We start from the raw sequence: 19,936 nt of genomic DNA, 5'->3' as shown, positions 1-19,936 counted from the left end.
CCTAGTCGCGTACCGAGACGCGCTCCGTCTCCTTCACGGTGGATTCGGTGGATTCCATGGGATCGGTGGGACCGGTCGGTCCGGTGGACTGGGCGACCACGACGGACGACTGTGTGCCGCGCGTGGTCCGCAGGCCCGTGAGGGTGATCAGCAGCCCGGCCGCGGCGACGACCGTCACCACGACCAGTCCCGGCCGGTAGCTGTCGAGGACCGCCTGCGGGGTGGCGTTCTCGGGGGCGCCCGCCGTCACCACGGCCGTCACGATCGCGAGGAAGATCGCGCCGCCGACCTGGACCGAGGTGTTGAGCAGCCCGGAGACCATGCCCTGCTCGTGGTCCTCGACACCGTTGGTGGCCTGGATGTTGAGCGAGGGGAAGACCAGGGCGCAGGCGGCGCCGATGAGCAGCATCGAGGGCAGGATGACGGCCGCGTAGACCGGGTCGAGGTCGACCCGCAGGAACAGCGCGTACCCGACGACCATCAGGGCGAAGCCCGCCGCGATCAGCCGCTGGGTGCCGTAGCGGTCGACGACGGAGCCGACCTTCGTCGAGGAGAGCGCCACCAGTGCGCCGGCGGGGAGGAAGGCGAGCGCGGTGTGCAGCGCCGACCAGCCGAGCAGGGACTGCATGTACAGGGTGACCAGGAACTGGAAGCCGACGTACGACCCGAAGAAGGCCATCGCGCCGAGCTGGGCGCGGATCTGGGTGCCCGAGCGCAGGACGCCCAGGCGGATCAGGGGACCGGCCGAGCGCCGCTCGACCCGGACGAACACCGTGAGCAGCACGGCGACCGTGAGGAAGGACAGCAGGGTGCGGGCCGAGGTCCAGCCGGCCTCGGGAGCCTGGACGACGGTGAAGACCAGCAGCAGCATCGAGGCGGTGCCGAGGATCGCGCCGGGGATGTCGTAGCCGTTGTGGTTCCTCTCGCGGTCGCTGCGCGGCAGCAGCTTCAGGCCGGCGATGAGGGCGATCAGGGCGATGGGGGCGGGCAGCAGCATGGTCAGGCGCCAGCTGGCCTCGGTGAGCAGCCCGGAGAGCACCAGGCCCATCGAGAAGCCGGTGGCCGCGCAGGTGGTGTAGATGGAGAGGGCGCGGTTGCGCAGCGGGCCCTCCGGGAACGTCGTGGTGATGATCGACAGGCCGGCCGGGGCGGTGAAGGCCGCGCTCAGGCCCTTGATGAAGCGGCTGGCGATCAGCAGCGGGCCCGAGTCGACGAGTCCGCCGAGCAGCGAGGCCAGGGCGAAGACGCCGAGGGCGATCAGGAAGACCTGGCGTCGGCCGAGCAGGTCCGCGGTCCGGCCGCCGAGGAGCAGCAGGCCGCCGTAGCCCAGGATGTAGCCGCTGACGATCCATTGCAGCGTGGAGGTGGAGAGGCCGAGGTCGGCGCCGATCGACGGCAGGGCGACGCCGACCATCGACACGTCCAGCGCGTCCAGGAACATCGCGGCGCAGAGCACCAGCAGGGTGCCCCAGAGCCGGGGCGTCCAACGTCCTGCGGACGCGGAGGTGGTGAGCGGAGAGGTCATGACGGGAGACATTACATGCGCATGCATGGAATGCAAACGCATTTAATTACGATGCAACAAACTCCCTTCTCTGCTACGGTGCGGCCATGGCGGCCAAGAATGCCGAGCGGACGCTCGCGGACCAGTGGCGGGACCTTCTGGCGCTGCATGCGCGCACCCAGTGCGAACTCGACCGCACACTGCACCAACACGGCCTGTGCGGGAGTGACTTCGAGGTCCTCGACGTCCTCTCCGAACCGCGCGAGGACGGCGCCTGCGTCTACCGGGTGCAGGAGATCTCCGAGCGTGTCCACCTCAGCCAGAGCGCGCTGTCGCGCCTCGTCGCCCGGCTGGAGAAGGACGGTCTCGTCGACCGCGGGATGTGCCCGGAGGACCGGCGAGGCGTCCGGGTGGCGCTCACGGACAAGGGGCGCGCGCTGCACGGCGCCGTACTGCCCCTGCAGCGCGCGGTGTTGACGAGGATGCTGACCTCGGACTGAGCCGCCCCGGCCTCAGATCCCGGACCTCTCCCGCCACAGCTCGGCCACCGAGACGTCGCCGGACACCGACGGGAACGGCAGCCGGTTCCAGAGCGCCAGGTACAACTGCGCGGCGGACCCGGCCACTTCGCAGTCGGCCGCCCCGGCATCACCCCGCTCGGCCAGCGGCGGCTCCTGGGACAGCCGTACGGTCCACACCGCGCCGTCCGGGTCAGTCGCCCGCACCCGCAGCACGCGGGGCTCCTCGGCGCGAACCCTGCTCCTGCTCATGGCGTGGAAGCCGAACAACAGCTCCTCGATGCCGTCCGCCGCGAAGCCGTCGGCGATCCCGCTCGGGTCACCGCCCCTGGCCGACTCGGCGTCGCCGCGGTGCACGGCCGTCTCGTGCGCCTGCCGCCGGGCCCAGAACGCGAGCGGCGAGGGCGCGGGCAGGAAGGACCAGCAGTCGATGTCGGGGGAGGCGGAGCGCAGGGTGTCCACGAGCCGCCCGTGCCCCTCCCGGAACCAGGCCAGCAGCTCGGCGCCGTCGAGGTCGGGCGGCCCTCCGAACGGGACACGGGAGGTGTGCCCCTCGGCGACGACCTCTGTCACCCAGCGATGCACCGCTCCCGTGTGCCGCACCAGGTCCCCCACCTGCCACTCCGGGCAGGTCGGCACTTTCGCACCGGTCCCGGCCTCCTCCGCGGCCGCGGCCAGCAGCCGGCCCTCCTGGTCCAGGATCGATACGAACTCGGCGGTCTCCATGGGGTGAGTGTGCCCGACGGAGTGTGGTCCGGGCGCGGTATTTCGGGGTGAGGGCCGACGGTTCAGGGCCGCTGGGAGCCGCGGAGCCGCGGAGCCGACGGGTGTGGGGTCGGCCCGACTCCGGGACGCCGGCCGGGCGTCGGGGTGCCCGACGCGGGAGCGCCCGACTCCGGGGCGCCGGACGTCGGGCCCGCCCATCGGCCGCATGCCCGGCGGGCGGGAGAGAGCCGGCCCCGTGTGCGGCCGTACTCCGTCAAGTGATCCGCGCAGAGAACTCGCGGGACGATGGCACGTGTCATCGCCCGGTATCCGCACGGCGGTTGATGAAGCCGATCAGCGCGGCGACCGCCGCCAGCAGGGCGACGCTGGTGAGGGCGACGGGCAGGGAGAACCAGTCGGCCATGAAGCCGATCGCCGGAGGGCCGAGAAGCATGCCGCCGTAGCCGAGGGTGGAGGCGACGGCGACGCCGGTGGGGCCGGCCAGGGCCCCGGCGCGTTCGACGGCGACCGGGAAGATGTTGGCGAGGCCGAGCCCGGTGACGGCGAAGCCCAGGAGCACCATCCAGATCTCCGGGGCGAGCGCGCCGAGCAGCATGCCCGCCGCCGCGGTGGCGCCGCCCGCGACCACGGTCGTGGTCCGGCCAAGCCGCTGGAGCAGGGTGCTGCCGGTGAGCCGGCCGACGGTCATCGCGAGCGCGAAACAGGAGAAGCCCGCGGCCGCGACGCCGGGGGAGGCGTGCAGGTCCTGCTTGAGGTGGAGGGCGCCCCAGTCGGCGAGGGCGCCCTCGCCGAACGCGGTGCACAGGGCGATCAGGCCGAAGACGACGACCGGTCCGCGGGTACGGGCGTCCAGGCGGCCCGTGCCGGCCTGCTCCCGGGCTTCCCGCCGCGGGGGCGCCGGCGCTTCGATGCGCAACAGGGCGGGACCGGCGACGGCGGTCACCAGCAGGCCGACGAGGGTGAGTCCGAGCAGGTGCCGGGTGGGGGAGAGGTGGGCCGCGACCAGTCCGCCGAGGCCCGCGCCGATCATGCCGCCGAGGCTGAACGCCGCGTGGAAACTGGGCATGATCGGGCGCCGCAGGGCGGCCACCAGGTCGACGGCCGCGCTGTTGAAGGCGACGTTGATCCCGCCGTAGGCCGCACCGAAGACCAGCAGGACGCCGGTGAGCGGGCCCACGGAGTGGGTCAGCGGGGGCAGTGCGACGCTCAGCGAGAGCAGGACCGCGCAGCCGACGGTCACCGGGTGGGTGCCGTAGCGGCGGCACAGGCGGCCGGTGAGGGTCATGGTGACCACGGCACCGGCCGAGACGCCGAGGAGGGCGAGTCCGAGGGCGCTGGACGAGGCGTCGGTCTGCTCCTTGATGTCGGGGATGCGCACGACCCAGCCGGCGAAGACGAAGCCGTCGAGGGCGAAGAAGGTGGTGAGGACGACACGTAGCCGGGTGAGGGTGTTGCCCGGCACGTCGTTGTGCGGACGGGCTTTGTTTATTTGCGGCACAAAAGCAGGTTAGGTGGGAGGCGGCGGAGGGGGCAAGGGCGTCGCGGGCGGGGCGAGGGCGTCAAGGGGGCCGTGGTCACACCTCTCGGTGGTCGATGCCGAGCAGGCTCGCCGCCGCCCGGAAATCGGCGGCGTGGTGGCCGACCGCCAGGGACCAGTGGTGACCGACGCCCGTCGCGCTCCACGCGTCGACCCACTCGCCGGGATCACGGCCGAAGTCGACGCGGCTCGTGGTGTTGCCGATCTGCAGCAGCGGGCCGGGGACGACGGTGCCCTCGGAGGTGATGAACGACAGACCGCCGTCGGCGTCCTGGCCGAGGCCGAGGAGGGTGACGGGACCGTGCTGGACGTCGAATTCCACGCTGACGCCCCAGCCGCGCTTGCCGTGGTAGACACCGAGGCCGCGCAGCAGTGGGTCGCGGGCGCTGACGGCGAGGTGGGCGGGCCCGTCGTGTCCCATCTCCACGACCCCGTCCTCGAAGTCGAGTGCCTGGATCTCGGTGAAGGAACCCCCGGCTCCGATGCTCTGCGTGGCCAACTGGGCGACGCTGGTGCGTAGTTCGTACTCACCGGCCGCGGGTACGCCCCGGGCGGTGAGCAGGGAGGCGCCCAGGATCATGCCGGCGCCGATCCGCTCGTGCAGTTCGCCGTCGAGACCGCGGTGGTAGTACGCGAGGGTGTCGAGGCCGAAGTCCTCCATGAGCCGGTCGAGCGCGACCGACACGGTCGCGCCCCAGGTGAAGTCCTCGTCCACCACACTGTCGTCGACGGTGAAGATCCGCCGTGCGAGAGCCACCCGCTCGCGGGTCTGAGCCGCCGTGACCTTCTCCACCCGATGGCGCAGGTCGTCGAACTCCAGCACCTCGACATGCGAGCCGAACGTCGCCGGCAGCAGCGTCAGATCGGTCGACACGTCGAGCATGCCGGGATACAGGTGCCCCATCAGACCGTGCCGGGCGTGCCGGAGTGCGGCACGGATGTGTGCGGCGCGGATCCACTGCTCGATGCGCCGCCAGGCCGACTCCTGACGCAGCCAGCCCGACACCGACCGGAAGGGGATACCGGCGCGGCGGAAGACGTTGCCGACCTCGGGTACCGAGCACTGTGCGCAGTACGCGAGCCAGGCACCCGTGTCGAAGGAGGCGTGGTCCATCCGCTCGGACGGCTGGAGGTCGATGACCAGGACGGGCGTGTGCGAGCGCCGGGCGATCGGCAGCACCATCGACGAGGTCAGATACGTCGTCACGAACAGCACGATCAAGTCGCAGTCCGCCCGGCGTAGTTGTTCGGCGGCGGCGGCTCCCTCGGCGGCGTCGGAGATGAAACCGACGTCGGTCACCTCCGCGTCCATCTGCTGGAAGCGTTCGGCGACATACGCGGACGACTCCCGCAACTGCGGGAGGAGCCCGGGGAATTGCGGCCAGTAGGCACCGAGTCCGCCGGCGACCAGTCCGATCCGGGTGCGCCGGCGGGGCACCGCGGGCAGCAGCTCGCGCAGCGTGGCGGCGCGGTCCGCGGTCGCGGTGGTGGGTTCGGGCGTTGCCATGGGCGGTGTTCCTTCCGAGGTCCGGTGCGGATTCAGGTCCGGGCCGCTCCCAGATTCGCCGGGGCGTCGGCGGTATCGGGGGGAACGCCGGATGAGGACACGGACGATGTACACGCCCGCGACCCCCGAGGCCGCCATGCAGAGGGTGATCGACCAGAGCAGGAGGGACGCGCTGTACTCCATCAGGGCGGGCGTGACGAACGCGACGCCCGCGAAGACCCCCCGGGACAGGGCGTAGGTGAGGCCCTGGGTGGTGCCGCGGGTGTCCGGGGGCAGCGTGAGCTGCGACCAAACCTTGTAACTGGCCTCCCCTGCGAAGGGGTTGGAGATCTGGTAGAGCACGAAGAAGACGAGCATGCCGACGAGGGCGCCGGCCGTGAGGGAGGCGATGCAGAAGGCGAGGACCTGCACGATCGTGAACACGTAGAACAGCCGGTCGCGCCAGGGGGTGTCGGCGATCCGGACGAAGACGAAGGTCAGCACCAGCGCGATCGGGAGGAAGGCCAGGTTGATTCCGGTGGCCAGGCTCTGCGAGGCGCCGCTGACCGTGACCAGCAGGTAGGTGCCGAACTGGCCGAAGGTGTTGGCGCCGATGCCCCAGGTGACGTAGTAGACGAAGGTCGCGGCCATCGGCAGCAGCGCGGCACGGTTCCACACGTTCCTGAGCTCGATGCCGCGGGGGGCGGCCGGTGTCGCCGCCTCCTGCGCGACCTCCGCGTCCGGCGGCTCGTCGGCCAGCTTCAGCCGGGCCCGGAACAGCCAGGTGAGCAGCGCGGCGACGGCCAGATGGGCGGTGATGAACCGGGCTCCGGTCATGCCCGAGTCCGACAGGACGTATCCGAGGAAGATGACGACGACGATGCCCAGCACCCACATGACCTGGGTGAAGGACACGAGACGGGCCCGGGCGTCGGCGGGCGCGGCGTCCGAGACCACGGCAAGGGACGTCGGCAGATCGGCGCCGGCCGCCAGCCCCGCGACGAGCACGCCGACGAAAAGGACGATGTCGTTCGGCGCCAGGGTGATGACGATCGCGCCCACCGCGTAGCAGAGGATGTCCAGGTTGTAGACGCGGCGGCGCCCGAACATGTCGGCCAGCCGTCCGCCGACGAGGGAGCCGATGGCGATACAGCCGGTGACGATCGCGCTGATCGCCCCGGCCATCCACACGCCCATGTCGTAACTGTCGCGGTAGATGGCCAGGTTGACGGCGATGCTGACGATGAGCGCGGCATCGAGGTACGACGCCATGCCCGACAGCGCCGCGACTTTCCAGAGGTACGGGGGGATGGGCCGTGCCGGGTGGTCCGGGGCGGTCGAGGTGCGGGCCATGATGCGACTCCGTCGTCTGGGGAGGGGCCGAGCGGAGGGGGACGTCGCGGCTCAGGGGCCGGGGTCGCTGTGACTATAGGATTCGAAAAACGTTCCAACAAGATGTCGCGCACGCATCGGTGGGAGGAACGGGCGAAGCCTTCGCGCGTCCGGGATCTGGTGGTTATTTCCCACGTGTCCTACCGTGAAAGCCGATGTAGAACGTTTTTCATCCGAGAGAGTGTGCAAGAGGACGCGCGAGCGTCCGAGCCGTCGCCCGGAAGGACCGCATCCCGTGATCTCCCCGGTCCTGCAGCAGTTGTTCGACGATCCGCCCCGCGACTTCGGACCCACTCCGCTGTGGTGGTGGTCGGGCGCGAAGGTCACCCGCGAGCGCCTCGCCTGGCAGATGCGCAGATTCGCGGACGGCGGCGTGCACAACCTCGTGATCATCAATCTGGCGCCCGCCGGCCCCACCTTCGGCGCCCGGACCGACGATCCGGCATGGTTCGGCGAGGAGTGGTGGGCCCGCTTCACCGACGCCTGCCGAACCGCCGGGGAACTCGGCATGCGCCTGTGGTTCTACGACCAGATCGGGTTCTCCGGCGCCAATGTCCAGGGCGGTGTCACCCGCCGTCACCCGGATGCCACCGGCCGGGCGCTGCACCTGCGCCGGGCGACCGTCGCCGCGGGCACGGTCGCGCTGCGCCCCTCCGAACACCTGGTCGGCGCGTACGACGTGACGGGCCGACGCCTGCCCGTCGTCGCGGACGAGAGTTCCGGCACCGCCCGGATCGAGGTCCGCGACGGGACGGACGCGCAGCTCGTCGTCGCCGTCCCCACGGCGTTCGACTACCTCGACCCGCACGCCGTCCGCCTCCTGATGGAGACCGTGCATCACGAGTACGACCGCCGTGTCCCCGAGTACCTGGGCAATGTCGTCGCGGGGAGCTTCCAGGACGAACTTCCCGCCACCAACTCCTGGAGCCACCGCTTCCCCGACGAGTTCGGCGCCCGGCGCGGGTACGACCTGCTCGACCACCTGCCGGCGCTGTTCGGACCGCCGACCGCCCGGAACGCGAAGATCCGCACCGACTACTACGCGGTCCGCACCGAACTCACCGAAGAGGCCCTCTTCCGGCCGCTCGCCGCCTGGCACGACGAACGCGGCATGCTCATCGGCTCCGATCAGAGCCACCCCGCACGAGCGGGCTTCCCCGCCCAGTCGACGCAGATCTACTCCGACTACTTCCGCACCCACCGCTGGTACGGCGCCGCCGGCAGCGACCACCACGGCGACTCCAAGGTCCACTCCTCGATGGCCCACCTCTACGGCCACCCGCGCGTCTGGATGGAGGCGTTCCACTCCTCCGGCTGGGGCGGCACCCTGGAGGACACCTACGACTGGCTCCTGCCCTTCCTGCGCAGCGGCGCCAACCTGTACAACCCGCACGCCAGTTACTTCGGCACCGCGGGCGGCTGGTTCGAGTGGGCGCCGCCGTCCACCGACTGGCGTCAGCCCTACTGGCGGCAGTACCCGGCGTTCTCCCGGGCCATCGCCCGGATCTGCTCGATCATGTCCTGGGGCACCTACAGCGCCGACGTCGCGGTCCTGCATCCCACCGCCACCATGCAGTCCCTCATCCCGTTGGACATGCCCGTCAACCACTTCGGCGACGGCCGCCTCGGCGCGGGCCACGACCAGGCCGACGAGACACAGGAGCACTACCTGGACCTGTGCGGCACGAACAACTGGCTCCGGCCGCGCATCGGCACGCTGGACGGCCACCGCGTCTCCTTCGACGTCATCGACGACGCCTCGGTGCAGCGTGCCGCGGCCACCGACGGGGCGCTGCGCGTCACGGGCCTGGCGTACCGCGCGGTCCTGCTGCCCTCGGCGAGCGTCCTGGAAGAGGAGACGGCGCGCCGACTGACCCAACTCCTCGACTCCGGCGGCCGGGTGGTGGTCGTGGGCCGTCCGCCCGCGACGGCGGCCGGCCAGGCCGGTGACGACTCCGTGGTCGCGGCGCTGCTGAAGCACCCGCGGCTGGAGCGGGTGAGCGACGCCGAGGCCGGGGCGGCCGCGGTGGCCGACGCCGCCGGACACGCGACCGGCGAGGTGCCGCTGCTCGTCAGGAGGCAGGGAACCGAGGCGGTCGCCCTGGTGACGGGGGCCTTTCCCGATGCCCGCGTGGGGCCTGCCGACGGCAACCACGAGGCGGATCCCACGCGTTACGCCCACCACTCGACGGTCACCGTGCGCGCCGTGGTCGCCGAGGCCGAGGTCTGGAACCCGGCGACCGGCGTCCGCCGGCCGGCCCACGTCACCGTCACCGACGGCCTCTCGACCATCGAGGTGCCACTGGACGGCGCCCCCGCCGCCCTCGTCGTATGGCGCGAGGGCACCCCGCCGACGACCCGGAGGGCCACGCCGCCGAAGCCGTCGTCGGAGCGGACGATCGACCTTTCCGGCGGCTGGGAGGGCCGCCTCGTCCCCACCATGGACAACACCTGGGGCGACCTCGCGCTCCCCGCGGGCTCGTCCGTCGCCGAACCGCAGATCTGGACCATGCGCTGGACGGAGGGGGCCGACACGCACGGGGAGCGGATCCGGGTGACGTACGGCAACCGGGTGCGCGTTCTGGGTCCGGTGCCCTCCGCCCAGGCTCCCGATCCGCTGGACCGCGCCTGCGCCGAACGGGTCCTGGCCGGAGAGCTGCCCCTCGTACCCGAGGCCGCGGGCTGGGGCGTCGCGCTGTACTCGTCGAGCCGTGGGATCCCGGACCCGGACGGACTGCTCGGCAACAAGGGGCTGGTGCCCGAGGAGTTCGTGCGCGTCCCCGCGCCCGGGAGCGGAACGGTCGCCAGGGTCCGGACCGTTGTGGAGACCGAGCACCGCGGACCCGCCGATCTGCACATCGGTGCGGCGGCGACCAAGCGGGTGTGGTGGAACGGCGAACGGCTGGACACCGGTGGCGGCTACCTCGCGTCCGCCCGGGTGGAGGTGGAACAGCCCCGCAACGTGCTGGAGTACGAACTGTCGGATGCCGAGGACCGGCCGTTGCTGATCTCGGGCGCTGCCGACACACCTCTGAGCGGCTACTTCTGTCTGTCCCCTCCCGGCGGGTTCACGCCGCGCCCGCAGTTCATGTGTCTGCCCGACGGCGTACGACCGGAGGGCGGCGTGACCTACCGCGGCCGGCTCCGACTCCCGCGTGAGGAGACGGAGACGGTCCTCGTGGTGGGTGCCGCAACGGGCGTCACCGTGCTGCTCGACGGGGAGGTCGTCGCGCGCCAGGAGAAGGTGGAGTACTACGAGTCCGACTGGGGCGCGGTGCCGATGTTCTTCCGGCACCGACTCGCCCTCGGGGCGGGCGAACACGTACTGGAGGTGGTGTCCGACAGCGTCCGGCCGCGCGAGGCGGTGTTCGTCGACTGCGTGGCCCGCTCGGAGTCCGTTGCGAACGCGCTCGTCAGCGGGGCCGGTTGGGAGGCCGAGTCAGGGCAGTGGCGCGGCCGGACCGTCGAACACGACGGGCGATGGGGGGAGTTGCAGCACTGCCACGCGGCCCTGCGGCCGCACCCGTTGCCGGACACCGCATGGCTCACCGGCGCACCGGTGCTGGGCCCGCCGGTACTGCCGCTGCGGTCCACGGACAGCGTCCGCGCGCACGCGCAGCGTTTCCGCTTCACCGTGCCGCCGGGCACCGTATCGCTGGACCTGCCCCTGGAGCCGCCCTTGGAGTCGTCCGCGAGGGTGCGGGTCGGCAGGGGTGCCGAACAGCCCCTCGAAGGACGGGTTCTGACGCTGGATCAACCGCTTCCGGGGCCCACGGAGATCGAGGTCGTCACCGCTCCCACGGCCGTACTGCGGGGCGGCTCCGCGTGGCGCGGGCCGGTACGCGTCCGTACCGTTCCCGCGGAACTCCCGCCGGGTGACTGGCAGGTGCTGGGGCTGGGCGGCTGGAGCGGTGCGGTGACGTACGCGCGGGAGCTGGAGGTGCCGGCCGGAGCGGATCCTGTCCTGGACCTGGGGCGGGTGCGCGGGAGTGTCTCGGTCCTCGCCGACGGGAATCCCGTCGGCGAGGCGTTCTGCGCGCCGTACCGCTTCGAACTTCCCGGTGTGGCGGGGCGTTCGGTCCGCCTCGACGTGACCGTCAGCAACACCCTGGCCCCCTACCTCGCCGAAGCCACCCCCACCGCCTGGGCCTTCCCGTCCTCGCTCCCGGCCGGGTTGCTGGGACCCGTGACGCTACGGATTCCGGTCGGACAGCCGGGTGGAGTCCCGCAGGACGAGGTCGGGCGCGAACACCCTTGATTCGTGGGTGTGTTCGGCGCGGGCCTCCACCTCGTCGAGCAGCATCTCGACGGCCGCCCTGCCGAGCTCCTCGACCGGCTGCCTGATCGTCGTCAGGGTCGTCCCCACGAAGCTCGCGATGTCGAGGTCGCCGTAACCGACCACCTGCACCTCCTCGGGGATCCGTACGCCCCGCTCGCTCAGTTCGCGGCACAGTCCCGCGGCGAGGAAGTCGTTGGTGCAGAAGATCCCGTCGGGGAGGTCGTCGAGGCGGCGGGCGAGCTTGGCGCCGTACGCCACGGTCATCTCCTCGGCGACGACCTGGTCCAGCCGTGCCTCACGCCTGCTGCGCACAGCCTGCCGGGCCCCCTGGTACCGGTCGGCGCACTGCCGGATCGCGCGCTCCCCGTTGACGACCAGAAGGTCGCGCGCTCCACGGTCCAGGAGATGCTGCACGGCGATACGGCCGCCCGCGATGTCGTCGACCGAGACGGAACAGCCGTCCTGGGACGGCATCGCACGGTCGGCCAGCACCAGGGGAATGCCGCGCTCACGCAGCCGTGTGAGCCGGGTGGGGTCGGCGCTGACCGGCACCACCACGGCGCCGACGGCCCGCTGCTCGACCAGCATGGTGAAGTAGCCCTGCTCCCGCTCCGGCGCGTCCCCGCTGTCACAGAGAACGAGGGCGTAACCGTGGTCGTACGCCGCGTCCGCGGCACCGCGTGCGATGCGTGAGTAGAACGAGTTGGCCACGTCGGGCAGGACCAGGCCGATCGAGGACGAGTGTCCGGTCCGCAGGCCGGCGGCTCCCGGATGGGGTACGTAGTCGAGTGCGGCGACCGCGTCCCGGACCCGCTCGGCGGTCAGCGCGTTGACGCGCTCGGGACGGTTCAGCACGTTCGACACCGTGGAGACCGAGACGCCGGCGGCGGCCGCGACGTCCTGAATGCGGGCGGGGCGAACCGACATGGCGTCCACCCCCTCGCTGTGAGAGCCGCGCGACCAGGCACGACGTCGTCCCCATGGGCGACGGCAAGTCTACCCCGGCGCCGCCTGGAACGTTTTATGCCGCGGTTCCGGGCCGGCCGGCAACGCGCCGATGGCTTGACGCGGAAGGCGAGTTGGCGGGGCGGTCAGGCCCGGTGAGGGAACGGCGGTGCCCGGTGACCACGGCGGGCCGTCGATCGGAGCGTCGTCACGACCGGCTCGGCATTGGCATGGACCTGTTCATGATCAACGGCTAGGCTCTGCTGCACCACAACGCTGAGAGCGCTCTCAGAGAATTCTGCTGTTCCACCCCACCCTGTTGGAACGACGAAGGGCAATCTCCATGAGACGCACCAGATCCATACGCGCGGGCCTCGCCGTGCTGCTCATGCTCGGCGCCGGCGTCACCGCGGGCACCCTGCCCGCCTCCGCCGGCGAACCCGCCACCGCCGAGGCGCCCGCCGCACCCGGCCTCATCTCGGCGATGCAGCGAGACCTGCGTCTGTCCAAGGCCGAGGCCGAGGCGCGGCTCGCCGCCGAACAGCGGGCCACGGCCGTGGAGCCGAAGGCCCGCCGGGCCGCCGGAACCTCCTTCGGCGGCGCCTGGTTCGACGCCTCCAGCGCCGAACTGACCGTCGGCCTCACTCCGGGCACGTCCGCCGCCACCCTCCGGGAGGTCCGGGCCACGGGAGCGGCCGTCCGTACCGTGGCACACAGTGCGCGGGAGCTGGCCGCCACCCAGGCGCGGCTCGACCGGCTCACCGCACCGGAGGGCGTCAGCGGCTGGCACGTCGACGCGAAGGCCGGTGCGGTGGTCGTGAGCGTCATCGAGGGCCGACAGGCTGACAACGATGTCCGGACGTTCCTCGCCGCCGCCCGCCGGTCGGGCCCGGTCACCGTGGAGCAACTCGCCGCCGCACCCGAGACTTTCGCCGCCGGAACCGTGGGCGGCGACCCCTACTACACCGGCAACGTCCGCTGCTCCATCGGCTTCTCCGTGCACGGCGGCTTCGTCACCGCCGGACACTGCGGACAGCCCGGCGCCGGTGTCAGAGGCTGGGACGGCTCCTACATCGGCAACTTCCAGGGCTCGTCGTTCCCGGACAACGACTACGCCTGGGTCAACGTGGGCAGCGGCTGGTGGACCGTGCCGGTCGTGCTGGGCTGGGGCACCGTCTCCGACCAGCTCGTGCGCGGCTCGGCCGAGGCGCCCGTCGGGGCCTCGATCTGCCGCTCGGGATCCACGACCCACTGGCACTGCGGCAGGGTGCTCGCCAAGAACGAGACCGTCAACTACAGCCAGGGCGCGGTCCGTCAGATGACCAAGACCAGCGTCTGCGCCGAACCCGGCGACTCCGGCGGCTCGTTCATCAGCGGCGACCAGGCCCAGGGTGTCACCTCCGGCGGCTGGGGCAACTGCGGCAGCGGCGGCGAGACCTGGTTCCAGCCCGTCAACGAGATCCTCAACCGGTACGGCCTGACCCTGCACACCACCTGAGCACCCCTGTGGGCCCGTCCGGTGGGACGGGCCCACACCCGGGTGACACGCGGCGCCGTCGGCGGACCCGCCGCTCGCGAGGTCACTCCGCAGGAGCGCCGCGCCCCTGCCACTCCGCGGCCGTGGTCAGCGGCACAGGAGCGGGCGGCTCCGCCGACGTCGTCAGGTCGATGCGGCGCCCCTCGGCCGACGAGCGGAGGAGGGCGTTCATCGCCTCCAGCACGTGCAGGGCGAGCGCGCCGCCGGCGCGAGGCGGTCGCCGCGTGCCGACGGCGACGAAGTCGAGCAGACCGATGCCCCGGGAGCCACCGGCGTAGCCCGCCGAGGGCGGGAGGGTGTGCCACTGGGTGCCGCCGAGTTCGAGGAGCCGGACCTCGCCGTCGAAGCCGTTGGGATCCGGAACCGCGAGCGTGCCCGCCGTGCCGTGGACCTCGATCGGCGCGGCCGTGGTGGCCACGCCGTCGAAGCTCGTCGTCAGCGTCGACAGGGTTCCGCCGACGTGCTCCAGCACGCCGGAGACATGACTGTCCACCTCGACCGGGATCCGCTCGCCCGCGCGCGGGCCGGAGCCGATGACGCGCTCGGCGCGCAGCCGGCTCGCCGCACCGATCACGGAACGCACCGGCCCCAGCAGATGGACCAGTGACGTGAGGTAGTAGGGCCCCATGTCCAGCAGCGGGCCGCCCCCGGCGGTGTAGTAGAAGTCCGGGTGGGGGTGCCAGCGTTCGTGTCCGGGCGTGACCATGACGGCCGAGGCGAACAGGGGCCGTCCGATGCGCCCCGCCTCCACCGCCGACCGTGCCGTCTGGATCCCGGTGCCGAGGACGGTGTCCGGCGCGCACCCCACGCCGACCGCCGCCCGGGCGGCGGCCTCCATGACGGCGTGGGCGTCCCGGAGACCGGCGGCCAACGGCTTCTCCCCGTAGACGTTCTTGCCGTGGCCGATGGCGGCGAGGGCGATCTCCGCGTGGGCCGCGGGGACGGTCAGGTTGAGCACCGTGTCCACGTCCGGGCTGCTCAGCAACTCCTCGACGGTCAGCGCCTCGACGCCGGGCAGCGCGGCGGCGACGGCCGCCGACCGGGACGCGTCGAGATCGGCGACCGCGGTGACGCGCACGGCGGGGTGACCGAGGAGGGTGTCCAGATAGGCGCGGGAGATGACTCCGAGACCTACGACGCCGATGCGGTGCGCGTCGCCCACAGCATGCCCCTTTCGACGATGGCGCGGACCTGCGGATTCTCCAGCACGTCGAGGCTGTGCCCCGGTGTCGTCACCACCACACGCCCAGCTCCCCACCGGCGGGTCCAGACCGCCGGGGAGCGGACCGGCCGGTGCCAGGGCTGCCACGGCCGGACCGGATGGGTGGTGGTGGCCAGGACGTCGATGAGGTCGTCGTGGAGGACCCAGTACTGCTCGGTGCACAGCTCGAAGTCCTCGATGCCCGCGGTGACGGGGTGTTCGCGGCCGAGCTCGGTGATGTCGACGGTGTGCGGCAGGTAGTTGTCCTCCTCGCCGCCCCGGCGCTCACAGGGCTCCTTGCCGGGATGGGTGGCGAACTGGCCCCCCACCAGCTGGAGATAGTCGGAGGAGGCACGGAACGAGTCGGCGATCCCGCCGTGCCAGCCGGTGAGGCCGGTGCCGGCCTCGACCGCCGCGCGCAGCCCCGCCACCTGCTCGGGGGTGATCTCCGACATCGTGATGCACTGCACGACGAGGTCGGTGTCGGCCATCGCGGCGGCGTCCGCGTAGACGTCGGTCGTCTCCTCGATCCGGACGGTGTATCCGCCCGCGTGGAGGAACGGCAGGAACAACTCCGTCGCCTCGACCGGCCGGTGTCCCTCCCATCCGCCTCGGACCACCAGGGCTTTCTTCCGCGTCATCTTGTTCCTTCATGGGGCTCTCGCCCCGGAGCGGCACGTCGGATCGGCTCTTCCCCGGCCGTCGAGGTGCCGACGACCCGGGGAGCGGCGCCCTCACTCGTGCGCCTCGTGCACTATGCGCCCAGCGGCCGGGCGCGGGAAAGGGCTGCCGGACCACGCGAAAGTTTCGTGACCGGGCCACCCTGTGAAGCCCGCCCGGCGGACCGAACCGGGCTTGTGGGCGTGCTCCCGGGTCTGACAGGATCGGCTGCTTCCTGTCGAGGAGGTCCGGTGCACAGACGGTGGCTGTTCATATCGGCGGCCGTGGCGCTGATCGTCATCTCCTTGACCGCGGTGCTCCTCCCCGACCACGAGAGCGGCACCGATCGCACGGCGGCCACGCCGAGCGCGGACCCCCGCACCGACAGTCCGGCCGCGACCGCCTCACCGACCGCCTCCGTCTCCGCGACCGCCTCGACGCCCGAGCCGTCGCCGACCCGGACACCACGCAAGACGCCCTCGCCCTCGGCCACCCCGACGGCGAAGCCCTCGGCCAAGGACAACCCCCGACCGGCGTCCGGGGCAGCCCCGTTGGCGGGACGCGTCAAGCCCGGCGTCACCTACAGCGGCGAAGCCACCTTCTACGACGCGGACGGCGGCGGCGCCTGCCTGGACACGCCGAGCGGTGACGTCATGACCGCGGCGATGAACCACACCGACTACGAGACGGCCAAGGCATGCGGGGCGTACGTGCGGGTCCGCGCCGCGAACGGGTCCGCCGTCACGGTCCGTGTCACCAACGAATGCCCCGAGTGCGCGGCCGGGCACATCGACCTCAGCGCGGAGGCCTTCGCCGAACTCGCCGCCCCCGTGCGGGGCCAGATCCCGATCACATGGCAGCTGCTCAGCCCCGGCACCGTCGACCCGCTGTCGATCCGGTACAAGACCGGGTCCAGCCAGTACTGGTGCGGCGTCCAGGTCACGGGGCACCGCAACCCCCTCGCCCGGCTCGAACTGCGCGCCGGCAGCGGCTGGCGTCAGCTGCCGCGCACCGAGTACAACTACTTCCTCGCCGAGGACGGCGGCGGGTGCGGCGGAGCGATCAGGATCACCGACATCTACGGTGAACAGCTCACCGTCGAGGGGATCGCGGTCCGGCCGGGCGTCGAGCAGCCGACCAGGGTCCAGTTCGCCAGGCGCTGACCCTGCCGCCGCCCACCCGGTGGCGGCCGGCACGGTCAGGCTCGGGCGCCGACCGTCCAACAGGCCGCCGTGTAGCGGACGTCGGGGCCCTGCACATAGGGGTCGAACGCGGAGCGCACGGTGTCGACGATCCGTGCGCGGGTCTCCTCGTCCGCCTCTCGCAGGAGCAGCCCGACGGGACCGAGCCGGGTGAAGTAGCCGATCAGCTCCCGTTCGGGGAGTGTGCAGGTCACGTCGATCGGTTGGATGTCGATGTCCCTCCAGCCGCTCTCCGCGAGGATGCGGTGGACCCGCTCCGGGTCCGCGAGACCGAACTGCCCCGGCTCGTCGGCCCGGCGGACGGGGAGGTTCGGCAGCAGCGGTGCCGCGGCGCGCTCGGCCGTCGTCATGAACGGATTGTCCTGCGGGCCCCGCCAGGCGATGAACCGCAGTGCGGCCCCGTCCTTCGCGGCCCGCCGCAGATTCGCGAAGGCCCCGACGGGGTCGGCGAAGAACATGACGCCGAAGCGTGAGACGACGGTGTCGAAGGTGGCGGGCTCGAAGGCGTGATCCTGTGCGTCGGCACAGACGAACGAGGCCGGTGTGTCCTCCCGTTCGGCGCGCGCCCGGGCGGCGCCGATCACCGGTTCGGAGATGTCGACGCCGACACAGTGCCCCTGGGGGCCGACCCGCCGTGCGAGGGCCAGCGTGACGCCGCCGGTGCCGCAGCCGACGTCGAGCACCTGGCTGCCGTGCGCCGCCGCCACCGCTGCGACGAGCAGCTCCTCGATGGGCCCGAACATCGCGTCCAGCACGGGCTGGGCGTCGACCCAGGCGTTGCCGGCGGCCCCGTTCCAGCGGGCCGTCTGCTCGTCGCCGGTCCTGCGCGTCTCGTCCACGTGCGCCTCCTGTGCTTGCTTTCGTCGGGCCGGGATGACAGCGTGCCGCTTCAAGTCGACTTGAGGTCAAGAGGATGACAGACCTGGACATTGCCGAGGTGGTGCACCGCGCCGGGGTTCCCGCCTCGACGCTGCGGTTCTACGAGGAGAAGGGGCTGATCGCCTCGATCGGCAGACGCGGCCTGCGCCGGCAGTACGATCCCGGTGTACTGGAGCGTCTGGCGCTGATCGCGGTGGGGCGCACGGCCGGGTTCTCGCTCGACGAGATCGCGCGGATGTTCGCGCCCGACGGGCGGCCGCGGATCGACCGGCAGGTCCTCGCGGCCAAGGCGGACGAGCTGGAGGCGAGGATCCACGAACTGGGCGTGCTGCGCGACTCCCTGCGGCACGCCGCCGCCTGTCCGGCGCCGAGCCACCTGGAGTGCTCCACCTTCCGCCGCCTCCTCAGGTCCGCGGCGTCGGGCGCTGTCAGGGCTCCGCGGAAACGGGCTCCGGGGCCACGGTGACGTACCTCGCGGGATCGTGCACTTCACGCCTCGACCACGCCAACTCCCTTTATGGGCAACCCACGTCACGCCTCGACCACCTCAACTCCCGCCTCCCGCAGCCGACCGCACGTCTTCTCGTCCGCCGGCGTGTGGGTGACCACGATGTCCAGGTCCGCCGGCCCGCACCCCCGGGCCGTCCCGGTGCCGGGGAACCTGCCGGCGTCCTGCTCCCGGTGATCCCGCTGGTGGTGGGGCCGTCGATGCCGCCGAGGGCATCGATTACCGTCGTCATCGCCTCGCCAGGGCGCCGGTCGGCCGACCCTCCGACCGGGCCCGAGCACCGACAGGAGCTTCCGTGACGTACGACGTAACCGCCCTCCGCGCGCAGTTCCCCGCCCTGAGCGCCGGCATCGCGCACTTCGACGGGCCCGGCGGCACCCAGACACCCCGGCCGGTGATCCAGGCCGTCGCCGACGTACTGGAACGTCCGCTGTCGAACCGGGGGCACACCGCGCCCGGGGAACGCAACGCCGAGACCGTCGTCGTCGAGAGCCGCCGGGCGATGGCGGACCTGCTGGGCGCGCAGCCGTCCGGGATCGTCTTCGGCCGCAGCGCCACCCAGCTCACCTACGACTTCTCCCGCACCCTCGCCAGGACGTGGTCGCCCGGCGACGAGGTGGTCGTCACCCGCCTCGACCACGACTCCAACATCCGTCCCTGGATCCAGGCCGCCGAGCGGGCCGGTGCCACCGTCCGGTGGGCCGACTTCGACCCCGCGACCGGTGAGCTGACCGTCGAGGACATCCTCGCCGTGCTCGGCGACCGGACCCGGCTGGTCGCGGTCACCGCGGCCTCCAACCTGATCGGCACCCGGCCCGCGATCGCCGCGATCTCCCGAGCCGTGCACGATGCGGGCGCGCTGCTGTACGTCGACGGTGTGCACCACACCGCCCACTCCCTGGTCGACGTCGAGCGGCTCGGCGCGGACTTCTTCGTCTGCTCCCCGTACAAGTTCCTCGGCCCGCACCACGGGGTCCTCGCCGCCCGCCCGGAGCTGCTGGAGAGCCTGCGCCCGGACAAGCTGCTGCCCTCCAGCGACGCCGTGCCGGAACGTTTCGAACTGGGCACCCTGCCCTACGAGTTCCTCGCGGGCACCCGCGCCGCGGTCGACTTCCTCGCCGGTCTCGACTCGGACGCCACGGGGACCCGCCGGCAGCGGCTGGCCGCCGCGTACGCGGCGCTGGAGCGGCACGAGGAGGTCCTGCGAGCCCAGCTCGACAAGGGGCTGTCCGCGCTGGAGCGGGTCACCGTGCACTCCCGGGCCGCCGACCGCACCCCCACCCTGCTGCTGACCTTCGACGGAGAGGGTACGTCGGGGCACCGCACGACCGACGCCTACGGGTTTCTCGCGGAACGCGGTGTCCACGCCCCCTCCGGTTCCTTCTACGCCCTCGAAGCGTCCCGTCGGCTCGGCCTCGGGGACACCGGTGGCCTTCGCGTGGGCCTCGCGCCTTACAACGACTCCGAGGACGTCGACCGCCTCCTTGAGGGCCTGTCGGACTTCCTCGGGTAGCGGCCGTCGGCGCTCGGCGGCAAGAACAACCGCCTCGACCGGCGCCGCG

Annotated in this window: 14 protein-coding genes and 1 pseudogene; 6 read left to right on the top strand and 9 right to left on the bottom strand. The window is 72.1% G+C overall.

Annotated elements, in window-relative coordinates; all coding sequences use genetic code 11:
- Window position 1 precedes the first annotated feature (1 nt).
- Window positions 2-1,525, bottom strand: coding sequence for an MFS transporter (locus ACZ5VD_RS10740; protein ID WP_468549649.1), 1,524 nt, complete (start codon window positions 1,523-1,525; stop codon window positions 2-4).
- A gap of 86 nt (window positions 1,526-1,611) precedes the next feature.
- On the opposite strand from ACZ5VD_RS10740, the gene ACZ5VD_RS10735 reads away from it, so the two are divergent.
- On the top strand, window positions 1,612-2,004 hold the full coding sequence (locus tag ACZ5VD_RS10735; RefSeq protein WP_468549648.1) for a MarR family winged helix-turn-helix transcriptional regulator: 393 nt from the start codon (window positions 1,612-1,614) through the stop codon (window positions 2,002-2,004).
- A 12-nt stretch (window positions 2,005-2,016) separates the two neighbouring features.
- Here the strand turns inward: ACZ5VD_RS10735 and ACZ5VD_RS10730 are convergent, their stop codons facing one another.
- The 4 genes and pseudogenes from ACZ5VD_RS10730 to ACZ5VD_RS10715 form a co-directional block, all read right to left on the bottom strand.
- Window positions 2,017-2,748 carry a maleylpyruvate isomerase family mycothiol-dependent enzyme gene (locus ACZ5VD_RS10730; protein WP_468549647.1) on the bottom strand — a complete coding sequence of 244 codons (732 nt, stop codon included), beginning with the start codon at window positions 2,746-2,748 and terminating at the stop codon, window positions 2,017-2,019.
- A 295-nt stretch (window positions 2,749-3,043) separates the two neighbouring features.
- A complete protein-coding gene (locus ACZ5VD_RS10725) occupies window positions 3,044-4,246 on the bottom strand; it encodes an MFS transporter (protein WP_468681951.1) in 1,203 nt (400 codons plus the stop codon).
- Window positions 4,247-4,322: 76 nt separating this feature from the next.
- Window positions 4,323-5,792, bottom strand: coding sequence for an arabinose isomerase (locus ACZ5VD_RS10720; RefSeq protein WP_468682195.1), 1,470 nt, complete (start codon window positions 5,790-5,792; stop codon window positions 4,323-4,325).
- 180 nt (window positions 5,793-5,972) lie between these two features.
- Window positions 5,973-7,043 (bottom strand): annotated as a pseudogene (locus tag ACZ5VD_RS10715) (MFS transporter); the annotation flags it as partial.
- Between the two features lie 355 nt (window positions 7,044-7,398).
- Here ACZ5VD_RS10715 and ACZ5VD_RS10710 point away from each other — a divergent pair.
- Complete coding sequence (locus tag ACZ5VD_RS10710; RefSeq protein ID WP_468681949.1) at window positions 7,399-11,421, top strand: glycosyl hydrolase; 4,023 nt, start codon at window positions 7,399-7,401, stop codon at window positions 11,419-11,421.
- Here ACZ5VD_RS10710 and ACZ5VD_RS10705 read toward each other — a convergent pair.
- Window positions 11,356-12,378: a LacI family DNA-binding transcriptional regulator gene (locus tag ACZ5VD_RS10705; RefSeq protein ID WP_468681947.1), complete on the bottom strand. Its 1,023-nt coding sequence runs from the start codon at window positions 12,376-12,378 to the stop codon at window positions 11,356-11,358. The genes ACZ5VD_RS10710 and ACZ5VD_RS10705 overlap by 66 nt on opposite strands.
- Window positions 12,379-12,730: 352 nt before the next feature.
- Between ACZ5VD_RS10705 and ACZ5VD_RS10700 the strand changes: the two genes are divergently transcribed.
- On the top strand, window positions 12,731-13,885 hold the full coding sequence (locus ACZ5VD_RS10700) for a S1 family peptidase (RefSeq protein ID WP_468681944.1): 1,155 nt from the start codon (window positions 12,731-12,733) through the stop codon (window positions 13,883-13,885).
- Between the two features lie 82 nt (window positions 13,886-13,967).
- On the opposite strand, the gene ACZ5VD_RS10695 is transcribed toward ACZ5VD_RS10700, so the two are convergent.
- Both ACZ5VD_RS10695 and ACZ5VD_RS10690 read right to left on the bottom strand, forming a co-directional pair.
- Complete coding sequence (locus tag ACZ5VD_RS10695) at window positions 13,968-15,086, bottom strand: Gfo/Idh/MocA family protein (RefSeq protein WP_468681942.1); 1,119 nt, start codon at window positions 15,084-15,086, stop codon at window positions 13,968-13,970.
- On the bottom strand, window positions 15,056-15,766 hold the full coding sequence (locus tag ACZ5VD_RS10690) for a ThuA domain-containing protein (RefSeq protein ID WP_468681940.1): 711 nt from the start codon (window positions 15,764-15,766) through the stop codon (window positions 15,056-15,058). The genes ACZ5VD_RS10695 and ACZ5VD_RS10690 overlap by 31 nt, the downstream gene beginning before the upstream one ends.
- Window positions 15,767-16,036: 270 nt before the next feature.
- On the opposite strand from ACZ5VD_RS10690, the gene ACZ5VD_RS10685 reads away from it, so the two are divergent.
- Window positions 16,037-16,948, top strand: coding sequence for an expansin EXLX1 family cellulose-binding protein (locus ACZ5VD_RS10685; protein WP_468549639.1), 912 nt, complete (start codon window positions 16,037-16,039; stop codon window positions 16,946-16,948).
- 35 nt (window positions 16,949-16,983) lie between these two features.
- On the opposite strand, the gene ACZ5VD_RS10680 is transcribed toward ACZ5VD_RS10685, so the two are convergent.
- On the bottom strand, window positions 16,984-17,826 hold the full coding sequence (locus ACZ5VD_RS10680; protein WP_468681938.1) for a class I SAM-dependent methyltransferase: 843 nt from the start codon (window positions 17,824-17,826) through the stop codon (window positions 16,984-16,986).
- 74 nt (window positions 17,827-17,900) lie between these two features.
- Here ACZ5VD_RS10680 and ACZ5VD_RS10675 point away from each other — a divergent pair, with 74 nt between their 5' ends.
- On the top strand, window positions 17,901-18,332 hold the full coding sequence (locus ACZ5VD_RS10675; protein ID WP_468681936.1) for a helix-turn-helix domain-containing protein: 432 nt from the start codon (window positions 17,901-17,903) through the stop codon (window positions 18,330-18,332).
- Between the two features lie 337 nt (window positions 18,333-18,669).
- A complete protein-coding gene (locus tag ACZ5VD_RS10670; protein WP_468549636.1) occupies window positions 18,670-19,887 on the top strand; it encodes a cysteine desulfurase-like protein in 1,218 nt (405 codons plus the stop codon).
- Window positions 19,888-19,936: the final 49 nt, after the last annotated feature.

The sequence above is a fragment of the Streptomyces sp. NPDC032822 genome, assembly GCF_055578825.1.
The sequence above is the reverse complement of the archived record's forward strand: the minus strand, read 5'-3'. Positions and strand labels throughout refer to the sequence as shown.

Coding starts and splice junctions, on each gene's coding strand:
- ACZ5VD_RS10740 (WP_468549649.1), bottom strand. CDS start 1,525: ATGACCTCTCCGCTCACCACCTCCGCGTCCGCAGGACGTTGGACGCCC.
- ACZ5VD_RS10735 (WP_468549648.1), top strand. CDS start 1,612: ATGGCGGCCAAGAATGCCGAGCGGACGCTCGCGGACCAGTGGCGGGAC.
- ACZ5VD_RS10730 (WP_468549647.1), bottom strand. CDS start 2,748: ATGGAGACCGCCGAGTTCGTATCGATCCTGGACCAGGAGGGCCGGCTG.
- ACZ5VD_RS10720 (WP_468682195.1), bottom strand. CDS start 5,792: ATGGCAACGCCCGAACCCACCACCGCGACCGCGGACCGCGCCGCCACG.
- ACZ5VD_RS10700 (WP_468681944.1), top strand. CDS start 12,731: ATGAGACGCACCAGATCCATACGCGCGGGCCTCGCCGTGCTGCTCATG.
- ACZ5VD_RS10690 (WP_468681940.1), bottom strand. CDS start 15,766: ATGACGCGGAAGAAAGCCCTGGTGGTCCGAGGCGGATGGGAGGGACAC.
- ACZ5VD_RS10675 (WP_468681936.1), top strand. CDS start 17,901: ATGACAGACCTGGACATTGCCGAGGTGGTGCACCGCGCCGGGGTTCCC.